Here is a 16,726-nt window from a genome sequence, read left to right on the forward strand (position 1 = left end):
ATGGGGAAAAAGGACCAAGGAACAGATTGACCCGGACGGACGGCCCTAGGCCGGTAATTCCCCTCGGGTTGCTTGGCCCGTTACCTTCATGCTACCCCTTCAAGCCTTTGAATTCCTCTTTGCGGATCCCCAAGCGTTCCATGATATCCCGCAGCACCTTGCGATCGATGCCCAGGAAAGAGGCCGCCAAGGTGAGGTTCCCGCGTGCCTTGGTCAGCGCCAGGCTGATGGCGCGGGCTTCCGCCTGTTCGCGCGCGGCCTTGAGGGAAAGCAATTCGCGATCGGGATCTTCCGGCAGATCCAGGCTCTCCACATCGATGACGCGCGAGCTGGAGCTGAGCAAGGCCTTCTGGATCTTGTTCTCCAGTTCGCGTACGTTGCCGGGCCAGGTGTATTTGAGCAAAGCCTTCTCGGCGGCGCGCGTGAGCGCGGCGGCGTTCATGTTGAAAGAGACGCAGGCTTTCTTGAGGATGTGGGTGGCCAGGACCAACACGTCGCCTTCGCGATCGCGCAGGGGCGGCAAACGCAATTGCACCAGGTTGAGGCGATAGTAGAGATCCTCCCGGAAGCGGCCTTCGCGGATCTCCGCGGGCAAATCCCGGTTGGTGGCGGCGATGATCCGCACGTCCACGGCGATCTCCTCGTTGCCGCCGACGCGGCGGATGCGGCCCGATTGCAAGGCGCGCAGGAATTTCACCTGCATCAGCAAGGGCAGTTCGCCCACCTCGTCGAGGAAAAGCGTTCCGGTGCTGGCTTGTTCGAAAAGCCCGCGCTGGACGGCGGTGGCCCCGGTGAAGGCGCCCTTCTCGTGGCCGAAGAGTTCGCTCTCGATCAGGTTCTCGGGAATGGCGCCGCAATTGACGGCGATGAAGGGCTTGCTACCGCGCGCCGAATGCGCGTGGATGAAATTGGCCAACACGTCCTTGCCGGTGCCGGTCTCCCCGGTGATGAGGACCGGGACGGTGCTGGCGGCGGTCCGCTTGGCCGCTTCCACCAACTTGGACATTTCCTGGGAGGAATAGACCATGTCCCCCGCGCCCTTGACCTCGCGCAAGGTTTCGATGCGCTCGGCCTGCTCGATCTGCGCCTGGTTGGCCCCCAGCACGCCGCCTACGGCCTGGCAGATGCGGGCGAAGAGCTTGCGTTGGGGCTCGGAGAAAGGCGAGTCCGGTTTCTTGCGATGCAGATAGAGGAGCCCGATGATCTGGCCGCTCATGCGGTTCTGCAGCGGCGCGACCAGGATGGAGTGGATGTTCTTTTGCGCCAGGGATTGCGTGGAGACCTCGCCTCCGCCCGCCGCGCCGTCCACCGCCGACCAGATGATGGCTTCCCGGTTCTTCAGGGCCGCGTTGACCGCGGAATTGGAATAGTTGTCGTTGTCTTCGGGGATGGAGCAGAGAAGGCTAAGCGAACCGCCGTCCACCGTGAAGAGGTAACCGCCGTCGGCTTCGATCAGTTCCATCCCCAGCGACAGGATCTCCTCCGAGGAGCGCTGCTTATCGGGATTGTCCAGGAGGCGGATGACGCCGTCCAGTAAGCGCTCGACGGGATTGCCCACGGTGGGGGCGGCGCCGGCGGGAGCTTCGGGCGCGGCGGCGGGAGCGGCTTCCGGGAACTCCACCACGAAGGTATCCGTCCCGGCCTTGATCTCGTCGCCTTTGGAAAGCAGGTGTTCGGCCACCATGCCGCCGTTGATCTCCACCATCCCGTTCATCGCCATGAGCCGGTACTGCCCGGCCTGCTTCAGGATTTGGAAATGGATCTTGCGGACGTGTTCCCCGGACAGGAGCAGGTTGTTGACCGCGCCGCTCCCGGCGGTGAACACGTTATGGGCCATGACGTGCGTATCGCCCGTCTCTTTATTCTTCAGGATCACTTCTTACCGGCCCTCCTCGAGAAGTCGTAAACCGTCGGCTCCCCGCCTTCCACCGCCACCGAGTCCCGTAGCACGTCGCGGTTGCCCGCGTCCCGGATCTCGATCAGGTGGCGGCTGGCCGGCAGATGGATTTCCCCGCCCTGCCGGTAGCGAACCTTGTTGACCAGCACCCGGTAATTATCCGGAACGCCCGTGACGATGAGTACGCCATAGGGCCGCAGCGCCGGGCGACGGGCCGCGGCCGATGGCGCCTTCGCGTCGTTCTCCTTGGAAATCAGGCTCATCTCCCGTTCCCTCAGTTCGCGACCCGCGTCGTCAAAGGCCGGCCGGGACTCAAGGTAAAAAAAAGCCCCGGTGGAAACGGCCAGCAGGGCGAAGCCGGCGGTGATGAAACGGATCTTGGCGGGTACGGCGGCGGCCTGCCGGGCCGGCACGACGGGGGTAGCCGACGTATCCGGCGCCGAGTTCATCAGGACTCCCAAATCCCTGAACTTGGCTTGCACCTCTTCGTCGCCGGGATCGGCCTCCAAAAGCTCGCGCAGACGTTGGAAGGCCTGATCGAATTCGCCGGAGGCCTCGGCCACGCGCACCATGGTCCATAACCAGGCCCGCTGTTCCGCGCGGATGACCGCCTCCAGGGCCTCCCGTCCACCGGCGAGGGCGATGGTATTGGCCTGCATGGCCTTGAGGCCTTTGAGGAGAGGGTCGAGGGATTTGGGGCGCTTGTCCGCATCGGGGTCGAGATAAGGCGTGAGCAATACCTTCACGGCGGGAGGGACGCCGGCCATGTCCGCCACCACGATGCCCGATTGGATCATGGCGACCACTTGCTCGGTGGATTTGCCCCGGTAGAAACGGGCCCCGGAAAAGGCCTCGAGGATCACCAGGGCCAGCGAGTAGTACTCCGAGACGTGATCGAGGCGGCCTTGGCCGCGCAGGATTTCGGGAGGAAGATAGGCCAGGGTTCCCTTGAGGCCCGCGCCCAACGAGTCGGTCTTCTCCCGGATGCCGGAATGGGTCTTGGCCATCCCCAGATCGAGCAGCTTGACGCGCCCGGACAGGTCGGCCATGAAATTCTCGGGCTTGATGTCCCTGTGAAGAACGCCCCTCTGGTGGATGAAATCCACCACTTCCACCATCTGGCGCGCCAGATGGACCTTGAGCGAGTCGGGCAAGCCTTCGCCGCCGGGCCCCTCGGTGGGGAGCCCCAGCCTTTCCAGGCTGGCGGTGGCGCGCAGATCGGGGGAGGACACGTAGGCCGATCCCAGCTCGGACATTTTCCCGAGATCGATCCCTTGCACGTATTCCATCACCAGGTAATAGTAGCGGCCATCGCTGCCGTAATCGAAGATCTGCGTCACGGAAGGATGCGAAAGAGAAGCGCAGAGCTTGGCCTCGCGCTCGAAGCGCTTGATTTCCTCTTCGTCGCCGATGTTGGAGAGCTTAAGGCGCTTGATGGCCACCATGCGATCGAGGCTGGTCTGGCGAGCGCGGAAGACTTGGGCCTCGCCCCCCTCGCCCAGGAGGGACCAGTCGGAGAAGTCTTCGACGGCGAAAGCCATTCAAGAGCCCGCGATCTTCTGCAAGGCGCTTTCGATGCGTTTGATGATGATCTGGTTTTGCGGGCTGACGGTCAGGGCCTGCTTCCAGGTCACCAGGGCCGCGTCCTCGTTACCCGATTCCCACAGCACGTTGCCGAGGTTCAGGTAGGCGCTCACGAAACCGGGATCCAAAGCGATGAGGTACTCGAAGGTCTCTTGGGCTTCCTTGTACCGCCCGAGGCTGTATTCCAGGATGCCGGCGAGATTGAGGACGTACTTGTTGCGCGGATCCACGCGGCGCGCGAGCTGGAGGTTTTCCAACGCGGGTTCGAAGCGCTGATGCACGTACTGCTTGTTGCCCAGGTGGAAGAGGGCGATGGCCCAATTCTCGGCGATAGCGGCGGTGTCCCGCAAGCGCGCGCAAACGGAGTACGCATCCGCGACGGCCTGCCAGACGGGCTCGCTGTCGGCGCTGACGGCTTTGGCCTTCAAGGCCAGTTCTTGCAATACCAGGGCTTGGCCGTAACGGGCCTCGAAGGAGGCGGGATGGCGATCCAATTCGGCATCGAAGAGACGGAGGGCGCGGGGATAATCGCCCACCCGGTAGCATTCCTTGGCGCGATTCAAATCGCCGGAACAGCCTACGAGCATGGCCGCGGCCGGGAGGACGGCGATCCAAAGGCCGGCGGCCTTCCGGACCGGGGCCGGGACGATGCTGGCGCTTTGCTTAACCATCGATGCCATGTCCCTCGCGAAATCCGCGGCGCTAATCCACCACGCGCATGACCCGGTCCCGGATCAACCGCATCTTCTCCCCTTCCAGGGAGCCGCAGGCCTTATCGATATCCGCCTGGATCCCGGAGAGGAGTTCCAAGAGGCGGCGCTCGAGCTCGGCCGGAGGGGCCGTGTCGAAAATGCGCTGCATCTCGGCCATGTAGCCGCGCTCGAAACCGCGTCCCCACCCCTCGCGCGGTCGGGTATCGCCCAACCCCGGGATGAGAGGCGAGGGTTTCCCGTCCGCTCCGAGCCAAACCATGTATTTCGCCTTCAGGGCCAGCTTGTCTTCGGGCGTGAGATGCAAGAGCCGCAAGAGGTGGGCTTCCAAATCGTCCAGGAAATCCGCCGACGGGAAACCCGGGGCCGGAACCCCGGGGGCGGAGGACTTGGCCCGCCATAGCAAGGCGCAGTAGGCGAGGAAGGGATCGCTGTTCCCCAGGGCGGGCGCGGCGCCCGCATAGGCGAGCTTTCCATCTTCGCCGAAACGCGGGGGTTCCTGCGCCGCCATGCGCGTGCCGGACAATTCCATCGCCAGTTGGATGGCCCCCATGATGAGGCGCAAGGCCACCTCGTCGATCTCGGCCGCGTCCGCCCATAAGGTGGTTTCCCGGCCGTCGGAAAAGCCTGCGCTGGATCGCGGACGCATGTCCACCATCCCCGGCCGCGCGGCGGGCAATCGGTCCCGCAAACGGAATTGCACCTCCGGAAGCACGGGGCGGAAGCCGTATATCGTGACGATGAGGGCTTCCAGGGAAGCCAGAAAGCCCGGGCCGTCGAGGCTGAAGGCGTCTTCCAAAGCCTCGGCGAGACCAGGGGGCAATCCCAAACGGATATGCATGCCCTCGCCTTGCAGCAAGCGGGCCAGGCGGCTGGCGGCGCGGCCGCCGGCCGGAGTCAGGCCGTAAGCCATGCAGGTATCCAAGGCGCGCACCTTGGCCAGTTGCGCGGCGAGGGTCTTGAAGATCGGGGAGCGCGTGGTCAGCTTCTTGCGGACCCGGCCCAACAATGTTTCCCAATCCCCCAATAACGTTTCGTACTCCCGCGAGGATATTTGTCCCACCACGACGGCGGCCGGCAAGGCCGGTTCGCCGAGCTGGGAATTGCCGACAGCGGGTTTACCGATAACGGCATTACCGAGAGCCGGTTTACCGAGGACGATCTCTGCAACCGCCGTTCTTTCGGGCGGGGTCGTTTCAACCGGACCGTCCTCGAATGGGGCGGTGGGCAAGCGGGGCGGCGCATCGGCAAGCGAAGGGGAAGCCGGCGCGAGGGAACGGAAGGCGAGGGCTTGATCGCCGGCGTCGAAGCGGGCGGCCTCCAAAAGATCGGGGGAAGAGCGCGGGGCGAGCGCCGGCTCGGCTTCCTGGCCCCCGGGAGCCAAGGCGAGGAACTCGCCCGTCTGCATCCCCTTGGCCAATTCGCCGGCCCTGCGGATGGCCGACATGTAATCGAAGCGCGCTTGCTGGCGATCCTCGAGGACGCGCGCCGCCGAGCGGCGTTCGCCTTTGAGCAGATGGTTGAAATGCTCCAGGATGGATCGGATTTGGCGATCCTTATGCCCGTCCTGCTGCTGCACCTTGTGGACCATGGCGTCGGCCAGGGTGGTGAGCGCGCGATCGATGGGGCCTTCGACCTTGGCCAGGCGGGCCCCGGCGGCCATGACCAGTTCCGTCGCCGAGTAGCGGGCTCCGCGCAAGGCGAAGCCTTCTTCGGTAAGGGTTTCGGGCATGAGCAAGGTGAGTTCCGACCCGAACACGCCGATGTTCTGGAGCAGTTCGATCAAATCCTCGTGGTACAGGCCGCTTACGTCCAGCACCAATTCCTTGACCATGGACAAGGTGGGATTGGCCACGCTACGGTTGAAGAGCACGGTGCGCGCGCCCAGGAAGACGTCCATGGGGCCGACCTGGAATTCCAGCCTGCCGATGCTGCGTTGGTTGAAGCGCACGGCGATGTCGACCACTTCCAGGATTACCCCGATGCAAAGGGCCGGGGCATCGTTGAGGTTGCCGATGAGCGGCATGCGCGCCGCCCGCGCGACCAGGCGGAACAGATCGGCCAGCCCGCGGTTGGTGGTAGGGTGATTGGACTCCAGCAACTCGCGGTAGCGCTTGACCATTCCCGGATCGAAGCTTTCGCCGGGCTTGCGCCCTTCCCCGATGCGTCTGGCGAAGGCGTGGAATGTCCCCTTCTCCGAGGCGGTCACGTAGGTTTGGCGGGTCTGATCCAAATCCGCCGCTTGGCGCAACAGGCCCAGATACGTTCCCAACTCGTAGCCCGGGTCGGCGGATTTAAGCTGCGCTTCCATTTCCGCGATGAACTGGTGGGACGGATGGGTGTCCATCCGCCCGAACTGATCTTTTCGCAAATGCAGGAACTTGTAAATGTCATCGTCCAGCTTTTGCCACTCGTCGTTCGGGAGTTCCGATGGATCGAGGTAGTCGGGCACGGACGCGGTCCGCATCAGGGCGCGTTTGCGATGCCGGGGCCCGGTCGCCATCCCGACTTCGGTCGGTTCGAGCTTGGCGGGAACGGCCGGTTCGTTGCGGGATAGCACCGCGGCTTGCCGGATGATCTCTTGTGTTTCCTTGACGCCGATGGGCACCGAAAAACTCCTCCCGCCCCGTCGGATAACCAGTCGGGAAACGGTCGCGGACGAAAAACCGCTAAATATAGCTTCCCATAAGTTAGCGCCGACCGGCAAACCCCGATCGCTAAACCGCGAAGAGCCAAAGAAAAGCAATCGACCCGGAAGGGTCGCGGTCCCGGCATTATTAGGGACGAAGCGGGAGGCGCGGTTGGCATACCCCGTCCGAATGGCTATTTTCACCCCCTTTCGATAATATGATCATCCCGCTACATCCCCGCCTAACGGATCCGGAGCTAAAAGAGCTCGAGGCCATCGCTTCGGAGTTCGGGGTCCGCATCCAGCCCATCCACGGCATCGAGCGTTCGATCTACGCCATCCTCGGGGATGAAACCTCGCAGGATCTGCTCAACCGCCTGGAAGGCCTGGAATTCGTGGAGCGCGTCGACCGCATCCAGGCGCCTTACAAGCTGATGTCGCGGGAAAGCAAATTGAACCACCACCGCATCCGCGTGGGGAACAAGGAGCTGCCCGGGGATTTCTGCGTGATCGCCGGGCACTGCACCATCGACCCCAAGAACAAGGCCATGTTCCTGGAGACCGCCTTCGCGGTGAAGGAAGCCGGCGCCGATATGCTCCGGGGCGGCGTATGGAAGCCGCGCACCTCGCCGCATTCCTTCCAGGGCGATGCCAAGAGCCTCGACATCCTCCTCGAGGCGCGCGAGCGCACCGGGATGCAAATCAACACTGAGGTGATGGATTTCGAGCAATTGAAACTGTGCGTGGACGCCAAGGTGGATTCGCTTCAGATCGGGGCGCGCAGCGCGCTCAACTATCGCCTGCTCCAACAGGTGGGCGAGCTCACCAAGTCCACCGGTACGCGCGTGCTCTTGAAACGCAGCATGCATATGGGCCCGGTTTCCGAATTCATCTTGGCGGCCGAATACATCGTGGCGCAGGGCAATCCCAACGTCATGCTCTGCCCGCGCGGCACCGTGCCCACCATCGAAGGCTTCCGCAATTCGCCGGACGAAAGCATTACCCTGCTCTTGAAGGAACGCACTTGGGCCCCGGTAGTCGTCGATCCTTCGCATAGCGTCGGCAAGGCCGTGTACGTGCCCAGCGCCTGCCTGGCCGCCGCGGGCTACGGCGCCGACGGCATCCTCATCGAAACCCATTGCCAGCCCAAGAAGGGCGTGGGCGACGATCCCAAGCAAGCGGTGACCCCGGACGTGCTGGCCCAAATCGTGCGGGACACCCGCCAGATCCACGCCATGGCCGCCCGTTATCTGCCGAAGGCCGCCGTCTCGTGAAGAATCCGGGCCGCCGCCCGCCCGACGACCCTTGGCATTTCCTCCCTGATCCCCTGCGCGCGGCGGTCGCGCATCTCGGTTTCGCGCAGCCCACCCCTATCCAAGCGGCCGTACTGCCGCGCGCCCTGGCGGGCGAAAGCCTACGGGCGCTGGCGCCCACGGGCACGGGTAAAACCCTGGTCTACCTGTTGGCGGCCCAGAGCGCCCTCGCCCGCCGGACGTCCCGCGCCCTCATCCTGGTGCCGACCCGCGAACTCGCCTATCAAGTAACCCGGATGTTACGTGAGCTCGATGCGGGCCTGGGGCGGGAATCCGCCTTGGCCATCGGCGGGCACCCGAAGGATAGCCAAGTGCGCCGCCTCCAGGACGGCTGGCGGGTCCTGGTAGCCACGCCGGGCCGCCTGCTGGATTTGCTCGAGGAAAAATCCGTCTCGCTTTCTTCCGTGGCCTTGGTGGCGATTGACGAATTCGACAAGTTGATCGGCATGGGCTTCACCGAGCAGGTGGCCGCCGTGCTGAAGGCCGTGCCTGCGAAGGCGCAAAAGCTGCTCCTCTCGGCCACGGGACCGGATGCGCCGGAGTCCGCAGAGGGCGGCCCTGCCGCGAAGGCCGTCGCGCCGGAGCCGCACCTGGAAGCGGACCTGGGCCTGGGCCCTTTGCCCTTGATCACCGTCGACCGCGAGACCGGCAGCCGCACCATGGAAGAGGCCTTCTTCTTCCTCAAATCCGATCGCAAGAAGGGCGACCTGCTCCTGGCCGAACTGGCGCCGACGCAGGGACAGGCCATCGTGTTCGTGGGGAACCGCGAGAAAGCGAACCATTTGAACGGGCTTTTGCGTCTGCGCGGGATCGGCTGCCGCGCCTTGCACGGCCATCTGCCGCAATCCGAGCGCGCCGATGCCTACAACGCCTTCCTGGCCGGGGAGTTCCGGGTCCTGGTCGCCACCGACCTGGCCGCCCGCGGATTGGACATGCCCGAAGTGGACCTGATCGTCAACTACGATCTGCCCAGGCATTATAAGGACTACGTGCACCGCACCGGCCGCGCGGCCCGTCGCGGCCGGGCCGGACGCTGCGCGAGCTTCGCCGGGCCGGGGGAATACCTGGCCATGCGCAATCTGGAAAAGGAATTTCCCGGGCCCTTGCCGACCCATCCCGCCTTCGCCAATCGCGACGCTTGGTTCCGCGATGCCAAGCGTAACCACGATCACAAGGTTAGCCAGGGCGAGAAGGCGGAACAGATCCGACGGGAACAGGGCCTAGGCGGCTAGGCAAATCCCCTAAGGCCGCCCCCCGAGACGCATATTCGATTGGGGGAGATCGTTCCGAAGAGCGGCCCATTTTTTCGCCCAGATAGGTGCGAATCTTTTTGCGCCAACGCCTCTCCGATATTACTTTAGCGCATAACCCTCGATTAGTGACCGTTGCGCGGGTAATAACGGCCTAATCACTAACGGCGGCTCCGTAAGGAGCCGCCGTCCTCTTTTAAGGACTACTTGGGCGGCTACCGGAGCCGCCGTCCTCTTTTCAGGCCTGTATTTGGCGTTTCCCCGCCCGGCGCACCTCGTCCTTCACGGCTTCGATCAGGTCGTACAGGTTCCGGAACGACTGGGCTTGGGAATCGTTTATAGCCTCGCGCAAATCCACGGAGACGGTGCGGGCGGCTTTGAATTCGGCCGTCGGCGGCAAGCAGCGGAGTACGTCTTCCCGGGAAGCGGGGAAACGCACGGCCGCGAACTTCTCCGCCAATCGCTGATTCTCCTCGGAGCCGGGCGAAGCGCCGCCCAAGCGCCCCAGCACGGCGGTCCAATCCGAAGGGGGGCTGGCCGGGCGCGGCCGGTTCTCCCCTTCCTCGGCGAGGGATCGATCCCCGGGCAATCCGGAAATCCCGACGTCACGACCGAAAGCTTGGGTCGCGGTGACCTGGGGGCGTTCGCCCAGATCGCGGCCCTGCCCGATCTGATCGCCTTGCCCGGGCAATCCCTCTTCGGGGCGGGAGGACCCGGGCGATGCGGACCGTCGATTGGCTTCCTGCTTGGCGGTAGAGTCGAAACCCTGGGCTGCCGTCCTGCCTCCTGGCCCGGCTCCCTCGGGTGCATCATTTTCGCCCGATCCCGCGCCTATGGCTTCCTCGCCCCAAAGCTTGCCGGCCAGGGAACCCGAGCCGCGGGCGAAATCCTCGGTCTCGGCCACCGCGGCTTCGCTGCCCATGTAATCATTGGTCCTATCGAAGTTGATCTCGGCGTTAGGTCCCGCGCCGGAGGCGCTATCCCCGGCATCATCCACGATATCGCCGGTATTGGCCGTGCGCCGGATGGATTCCTTGTCCGGGTTTTGGCCCGTAACCACCGAGATACGGCTTTCGTCCGGCGCGAGCTCGGGATGATCCCCCAGCCATTCCCGTTCGGGGTCCTGGGCGGCTCCCGGAACCGATTCGTCGGGCGCCTCGCGCTCCTGATTTTCCATGTCTTTCGGTTCCATGCCTCACCTCGGATCCACGGGCATGGAATCGCCATGCCTGCCGAACGTTAGTTTGAAGATAAATTCGGCCGGGGGCGGTGCAAGCGCCGTGCCGGGAGAGGCGGGCGCGTCGGAAAGGGGGATTTAACGGCTAAGTCGGAAAGGGGCCGGGCTCAGCCGCCTTTGCTTTTCTTAAGCAGTTGCTCGAAGTAGTCCAAGGATCGTTCCTGGGCCAAGCGGCCGTTGACGAAGATGGTGGGCGTGCCCTCCACCCCTACCTTGCGGCCCAATTCGATATCTTCTTCCAGCGTTTTGGAGACCTCGGGAGACAGCGCCATATCCTTCTTGAAGCGCTCCATGTTCAAGCCCAGTTCCTTGGCCACGGCCAAGTACAGGGAATCCTTCAGATCGCGGTAATGCGGCGCGACCTTATAGCGGAATTCGAAGAACTTGCCCTGCTTGCCGGCGGCGATGGCGGCGGCGGCGGCGGGACGCGATTGCGGGTGGAAGCTTAAGGGGAAGTTCTTGTAGATCACGCGTACGTCCTTGGGGTGGGCGCGCGTGAGCGAATCGAGGGTGGGCGCGAACTGGGAGCAATACGGGCATTGCAGATCGGAAAACTCGACGACGGTAAGGGCCGCGTTCTTGGGGCCGGTGGCGAAAGAGTTCCCCACCGGGATGTCCTTGGGAGTCGTGTCCGCCGGCGGCCGCCAGCCCACGCGCGTGGCGACGAAATCGTTCTTCTCCTGCATGGAGGATAAAATCCTGAGGATGGAATCCTGCTTGGCTTCCAGCTTATCGAGGCGGCCCTGGAGGGATTCCTGCTTCGCATCCGCCTTGGCGAGGGGGTGCTCCGCGTCTGGGGTGGAGCAATTCCCCAGCAGGAACCCGGACGCCAACAAGGCCAACACGGTGGATACGGGCTTCATGGGACGGCTCCTTGGGAATGGGGTCAGGTCGGGTAAAGTAAAAACTTTCCCTTTCCGGGAAACGCCGGGTCCGTATCGACGGCCGCATTCCGCTAGGGGTTCTTTCCGAAATGCTACTTTTCGGAAGTGCTCAAGTTTCTGCTTAGTTGCGTTTCGACGGTGTCCGTGCTGGCCAGCGGCCTCTTGCTATGGCGGACGGATTTCTTCCCGGAAAAGCTCCCGGGGGGCCTAGGCGCTTGGCTCGCCGCGTTTTTCGGCCTATTCCATGATCCCTTCGCCTCCCTCTTCCTGTACGGCCTCACCTTGGCGGTGGTCATGGGTAGTTGGTTCATCACCGAGATCGTCCTCAGCCTGGCGTATTCCATCTTGGCGGCGACGCTGTCCTTCCTTTGCCTGCTGGGGTTCCTGAGCGTGCATTATCCGCCGCTCTACCAGTACATCCAAGCCATCGCGAAGTAAGGATCCGGAACGCGGGCGGGGGCGAAGACCGAGGCAGAATGAACATCCAGATTTTCGGGCGACGCGATTGTCAGGAATCCCGTAAGGCGGAACGCTGGTTCAAGGAACGGCGCATCCCTTTCCAATTCATCGACCTCAAGGAAAAGGGATTCAGCCCGCGCGAGTTGGAAAGCGTGGCGCGGCCCATCGGTTGGGAAAACCTGATCGACAAGGAATCGAAGCGCTTCAAGGAGAAAGGACTCGCCTTCATGTCGCCCGCGCGCGCGCCCAAGGTGCTTCTCGACGATCCCCTTTTGGCGAAAACCCCGGTTACCCGGAACGGGGCGGAGGCAACGGTCGGATTCCAACCTGAGGTTTGGAAAACATGGGACTGAAAAGGAACCTGGCGCTGGGCCCGGGCATGCTCTTGGCCTTCCTGACGTTCGCCTGCGGGACCAGGAACGATAGTGAAACCCTTTCCGATCGGCTGCAAGGGAATTGGACCTACACCCGGATTTATCCCGATCAAGGTTTCACGCGCAGGGATAATGCGACCTTGGCGGTTCACCGAACCACCATCCAATATTCGGTCTACGTCTCCTGGGAATGCGATACGACGGTCGCGCCCTGTCCTGGAAAGCCCCCCGATCCGCTGGGAGGTTATTTCGAAGGCGATTTCACCGACCTCGGGGATTCCTTGGTCCTGCGGGATGGCGTGGATACCGTGTCCTTCCATTCCGTCACCGATACCGCATTTACCTTCATCGTGAACGGGACCGCCTTCCCGATGCGGCGGAATTGATCTTTCCCGGCGAAGCCAGTATCCGGCGAAGCCGGTATCCTGCGGGTAATCGGTAAGTCCGGGACCGCCAGGCCGCCCGGTTCCTCTTCCCCGCCCCGGCCCTGATTGCTAAATTGGCGACGCACCTCGAAACGGCCGCCAGGCCCTTCGGGGGTGCAACTGCTCAACCTCATGATCCACTCCTTGTACAGCAACAAGGAAATCTTTCTGCGGGAGCTCGTCTCCAACGCCTCCGATGCCATCGACAAGGCCCGCCACGAGTCGCTCACCAATATCGACGTGCTGGGAGAGGACAAGTCCTTCCGCATCCAGGTTTCCGCGGAAGCGGACAAGAAAATCCTGCGCATCAAGGACAACGGCGTCGGCATGACGCGCGAGGAACTGATCCAGAACATCGGCACCATCGCCAGCTCGGGCACGCGCCGCTTCGTGGAGAACCTGACGGGCGACCAGAAGAAGGACATGAGCCTGATCGGGCAGTTCGGCGTGGGCTTCTATTCCGTGTTCATGGTGGCCGACAAGGTGGTCCTGACCACCAAACGCCTGGGTTCCTCCGAACCGGCCATCCGCTGGGAATCGGCCGGCGACGGCACCTACACCTTGGAAGAATCCGATAAGCAGGACCGCGGCACGGAACTCGAGATCCATATCAAGGAAGATGAGAAGGAATTCCTCGAGGATTACCGCATCCGTTCCATCATCCGCAAGTACAGCGAATACATCACCCATCCCATCTCGCTCAAGGACAAGGACGGCAAGGAGGAAGTGCTCAACGGCAAGCCTCCCATCTGGCGGCGTACGAAAAGCGAGATAACCCAGGAACAGTACGACGAATTCTACAAGCATCTGACCTTCGACGAAGAGCCGCCGCTGGCCTGGTCGCATAACCAGGTGGAAGGCGCCCTGGAGTACACCACCCTGCTCTACATCCCCGCCAAGGCCCCGTTCGATCTTTACCAGCCCGAGAAGTCCAACGGCCTTTCGCTCTACGTGAAGCGCGTCTTCATCATGAACGATTGCAAGGAATTGCTTCCCGCCTACTTGCGCTTCGCCCGCGGCATCGTCGATTCCGAGGATCTGCCCCTCAACGTCTCCCGCGAGATCCTGCAGAAGAACGCCGTGATCCAGAAGATCAACAAGGCCTCCACCAAGAAGATCCTGCAACTGCTCGAGACCATGGCCAAGGAGGATAAGGAGAAGTACGCCAAGTTCTGGAAGGAGTTCGGCAACGTCGTCAAGGAAGGCTTCCACATGAACTGGGAGAACCTGGACGAACTGAAGCGCCTGGTGCGTTTCGAATCCAGCCGGACCGCGGCCGGCGAACATGCCGGCCTCGAGGAATACGTGGCGCGCATGAAGGGCGAGCAGAAGGATATCTACTACATCTCCGGCGAAAGCCGGGCGGCGGTGGAGCATAGCCCGCACCTGGAGGTTTTCAAGTCCAAGGAGATCGAGGTACTCTACCTGATCGATCCCATCGACGAGTGGGTGGTGCAGAGCCTGAACGAGTTCGATGGTAAGAAGCTCCTGAACGTGTCCAAGGGCGACCTCGATCTGGGCGAGCTTTCCAAAGAAGAGAAGAAGGCGCAGAAGGAGGCGGAGGGTTCTTACAAGAAGTTCATGAAGGACTTCCAGGAGAAGCTGGGCGACATGCTCAAGGAAGTCCGCGTGACCTCGCGCCTCAAGGAAAGCCCCTGCGTGCTGGTGGCCGACGAGGGCGACCTGGGCTCGAACATGGAACGCATCCTCAAGATGGCGAACCAGAAGGTCACGGCCAGCAAGCGCATCCTGGAGATTAACCCCGAGCATCCCATCATGAAGAGCCTCCAGAAGATGTACGACGCCGACGCGGCCAACCCGAAGCTGGGGGATTGGTACGCCTTGCTGGTGGATCAAGCCCTCTTGGCGGAAGGCTCGGAGATCAAGGATCCTGCCGGCTACGTGGCCAAGGTCAACGGCTTCCTGACCGAAGTCCTGGCCAAGCCTTGACCCGCGCCGGGGACCCGGTAGCTTTGGTTCCCGCCGGCAGCCAGCGAAGGGCCCAGGCGCGCGGAGAAAGATCGACCGCCAATGGGCGGGCCGGGTGATCGGTCCGCCTGAATGAATCCTGCCCGCGGCCTCGCCCTTTCCCTGTGCGCCCTCGCCTGCTGGTCGATCGCGCCGTTCTTCTTCACGGCGGCCGGAAGGCGCATCGGACCTTTGGCCACCAATATGCTGCGGCTGGCCCTGGCCACCTTGGCCCTCATCGCCTTGGCCCTCGCCCGCGATCTGTCCGGGTTCCACGTCTCCCTGCCCCACCCCGTCGCGATCGCTTGCCTGGTCGGCTCGGGATTCATCGGCTTGACGGTCGGGGACGCCTTCCTTTATCGAGCCTTCGTTTCCATCGGGCCGGAACGCACCAGCCAAATCCAGACCTTGGCCCCGGCCTCCACCGCCGCCTTGGCTTTCCTGGCCCTGGGCGAGATCCTGTCTTATCGTCAATTGGCGGGCATGGCCCTGATCCTGGCCGGCGTCCTGACCGCCACCACCAGCGCGGCCCGCGCCGCGCGTAAGTCCGGACGCCTCGCCGATCCGGCCCCGGCGGACCGGCCAACCGCCGCTTACGGGCATGCGGCCTGGGCGGCCATCTGGTCCGCCTCCTTCCAAGGCGTAGGCACCGTGCTTGCGCGCCAAGCCTTCCTGTCCCAATCCGATCTCGATCCCGTGCTGGCCACCTCTATCCGCCTGGCCGCGGGGACCGCGGGCCTTTGGGCCTATGCGCGCACGCGCGGGCCCTTGCGTCCGACCCTCCGGAACTGGACGGAAAAGCGTACCTTGCGGCTTATTTTGTGCGGAACGGTTTTCGGTCCCACCTTGGGCATGCTCTGTTACATCGCTGCTCATCATCCCCATCGGCGCGAGACTCTACGGCACGCGCATCGGTTGGGCGGCGCTGGCGGGAACGGTTTTTTCGTTGGCGGGCGTGGCACTGCTTGGATTGCGCTGAACCTCGCCGGGCTTATCTTCGCGTCGACGATAGCCTTGCTGGGATTTCGCGGATGGCGGGAGCCCGACATGCAAATAGACTTTACATTTGGTATAACTAAATGTAATATACGTTATCATGATTGATAGACCGTTTTGGACCGCGAAAATCCGAGAAAGCTGGAAAAAGGCCCCGATTGTATGGCTTTCCGGGGTGCGCCGGGCCGGGAAAACGACCCTGGCAAAATCCTTCACTGGGGCGCGGTTCCTTAATTGCGACCTGCCGACTTCGGTGGCACTCTTGGAGGATCCGGAGGCTTTTTTTTCCTCCTTGGAACAGAAGGAATTGGTCCTTGATGAAATCCATCAGCTGGAAGATCCGAGCCGTGTTCTGAAAATCGCGGCGGATGCATATCCCCATCTGCGTATCCTGGCAACAGGTTCATCCACCCTCGCGGCCACGGCCAAGTTCCGCGATAGTCTCACCGGCCGCAAAAGGACCGTAGAGCTGCTGCCCGTGCTTTTGACCGAGATGGAGGACTTCGGGATAAACGATATCCGGAAACGATTATTCCGGGGAGGATTGCCCCCGGCCCTGCTCGCCGAGATAACGGACGAATCCTTCTATGCAGAGTGGATGGAATCATACTACGCCCGCGACGTCCAGGAATTGTTCCGCGTGGAAAAGCGCACGGGATTCCTCAAGATGTTGGAAATCCTCCTCCGCCAGAGCGGCGGCATGATGAAGGCAGTTAGCATTGCCAACGCCAGCGGCCTGAGCCGGCCCACGGTTATGACCTATCTCGAGGTTTTCGAACTGACGCACGTAATGCGAGTCTTGCGGCCCTACCATGGGGGCGGGAAACAGGAAATCGTGAGGCAACCGAAAGTCTACGGATTCGATACGGGATTCGTACGCCATGTGCGGGGCTGGGGCGAATTGCGGGATGCGGATTGCGGCATGCTTTGGGAGCATGTCATCCTGGATATACTGGCCACGCTGCCGATCAAAACCATCCATTATTGGCGCGATAAGCAA

At 62.8% G+C, this 16,726-nt stretch carries 14 protein-coding genes; 8 read left to right on the forward strand and 6 right to left on the reverse strand.

Features of this window, described 5'->3' with window-relative positions; genetic code table 11:
• Window positions 1–91: 91 nt before the first annotated feature.
• From JF616_09000 to JF616_09015, 4 genes are read right to left on the reverse strand one after another with little or no spacing between them, the layout of a single operon-like run.
• A complete protein-coding gene (locus tag JF616_09000; protein ID MBW8887879.1) occupies window positions 92–1,876 on the reverse strand; it encodes a sigma-54-dependent Fis family transcriptional regulator in 1,785 nt (594 codons plus the stop codon).
• Window positions 1,873–3,438, reverse strand: a complete 1,566-nt coding sequence (locus tag JF616_09005) for a serine/threonine protein kinase (protein MBW8887880.1) — start codon at window positions 3,436–3,438, stop codon at window positions 1,873–1,875. The genes JF616_09000 and JF616_09005 overlap by 4 nt, the downstream gene beginning before the upstream one ends.
• Window positions 3,439–4,161, reverse strand: coding sequence for a tetratricopeptide repeat protein (locus JF616_09010; GenBank protein ID MBW8887881.1), 723 nt, complete (start codon window positions 4,159–4,161; stop codon window positions 3,439–3,441).
• Between the two features lie 22 nt (window positions 4,162–4,183).
• Window positions 4,184–6,799, reverse strand: a complete 2,616-nt coding sequence (locus tag JF616_09015; GenBank protein ID MBW8887882.1) for a hypothetical protein — start codon at window positions 6,797–6,799, stop codon at window positions 4,184–4,186.
• Window positions 6,800–7,038: 239 nt separating this feature from the next.
• On the opposite strand from JF616_09015, the gene JF616_09020 reads away from it, so the two are divergent.
• Together JF616_09020 and JF616_09025 are read left to right on the forward strand one after the other, a co-directional pair.
• Entirely contained in the window at window positions 7,039–8,094 is a 1,056-nt protein-coding gene (locus JF616_09020) for a 3-deoxy-D-arabino-heptulosonate 7-phosphate synthase (protein MBW8887883.1), read from the forward strand.
• A complete protein-coding gene (locus tag JF616_09025; protein MBW8887884.1) occupies window positions 8,091–9,365 on the forward strand; it encodes a DEAD/DEAH box helicase in 1,275 nt (424 codons plus the stop codon). The genes JF616_09020 and JF616_09025 overlap by 4 nt, the downstream gene beginning before the upstream one ends.
• 256 nt (window positions 9,366–9,621) lie before the next feature.
• On the opposite strand, the gene JF616_09030 is transcribed toward JF616_09025, so the two are convergent.
• Entirely contained in the window at window positions 9,622–10,575 is a 954-nt protein-coding gene (locus tag JF616_09030) for a hypothetical protein (GenBank protein ID MBW8887885.1), read from the reverse strand.
• Window positions 10,576–10,727: 152 nt separating this feature from the next.
• Entirely contained in the window at window positions 10,728–11,483 is a 756-nt protein-coding gene (locus JF616_09035) for a thioredoxin domain-containing protein (protein ID MBW8887886.1), read from the reverse strand.
• A gap of 126 nt (window positions 11,484–11,609) precedes the next feature.
• Between JF616_09035 and JF616_09040 the strand changes: the two genes are divergently transcribed.
• The 6 genes from JF616_09040 to JF616_09065 all read left to right on the forward strand — a co-directional run.
• Entirely contained in the window at window positions 11,610–11,942 is a 333-nt protein-coding gene (locus tag JF616_09040; GenBank protein MBW8887887.1) for a hypothetical protein, read from the forward strand.
• Between the two features lie 38 nt (window positions 11,943–11,980).
• On the forward strand, window positions 11,981–12,316 hold the full coding sequence (locus JF616_09045) for an ArsC family transcriptional regulator (protein ID MBW8887888.1): 336 nt from the start codon (window positions 11,981–11,983) through the stop codon (window positions 12,314–12,316).
• Window positions 12,307–12,723, forward strand: coding sequence for a hypothetical protein (locus tag JF616_09050; protein MBW8887889.1), 417 nt, complete (start codon window positions 12,307–12,309; stop codon window positions 12,721–12,723). The genes JF616_09045 and JF616_09050 overlap by 10 nt, the downstream gene beginning before the upstream one ends.
• 171 nt (window positions 12,724–12,894) lie before the next feature.
• Window positions 12,895–14,712 (forward strand): molecular chaperone HtpG, encoded by a 1,818-nt coding sequence (gene htpG, locus JF616_09055; protein ID MBW8887890.1) that lies wholly within the window; start codon window positions 12,895–12,897, stop codon window positions 14,710–14,712.
• A 111-nt stretch (window positions 14,713–14,823) separates the two neighbouring features.
• On the forward strand, window positions 14,824–15,834 hold the full coding sequence (locus JF616_09060; GenBank protein MBW8887891.1) for a DMT family transporter: 1,011 nt from the start codon (window positions 14,824–14,826) through the stop codon (window positions 15,832–15,834).
• Window positions 15,827–16,726, forward strand: a 900-nt coding sequence (locus JF616_09065) for an ATP-binding protein (protein MBW8887892.1), incomplete at its 3' end; no start/stop codon positions are given. The genes JF616_09060 and JF616_09065, both read left to right, overlap by 8 nt.

It is taken from the genome of Fibrobacterota bacterium (assembly GCA_019509785.1).
Taxonomy (GTDB): domain Bacteria; phylum Fibrobacterota; class Fibrobacteria; order UBA11236; family UBA11236; genus Chersky-265.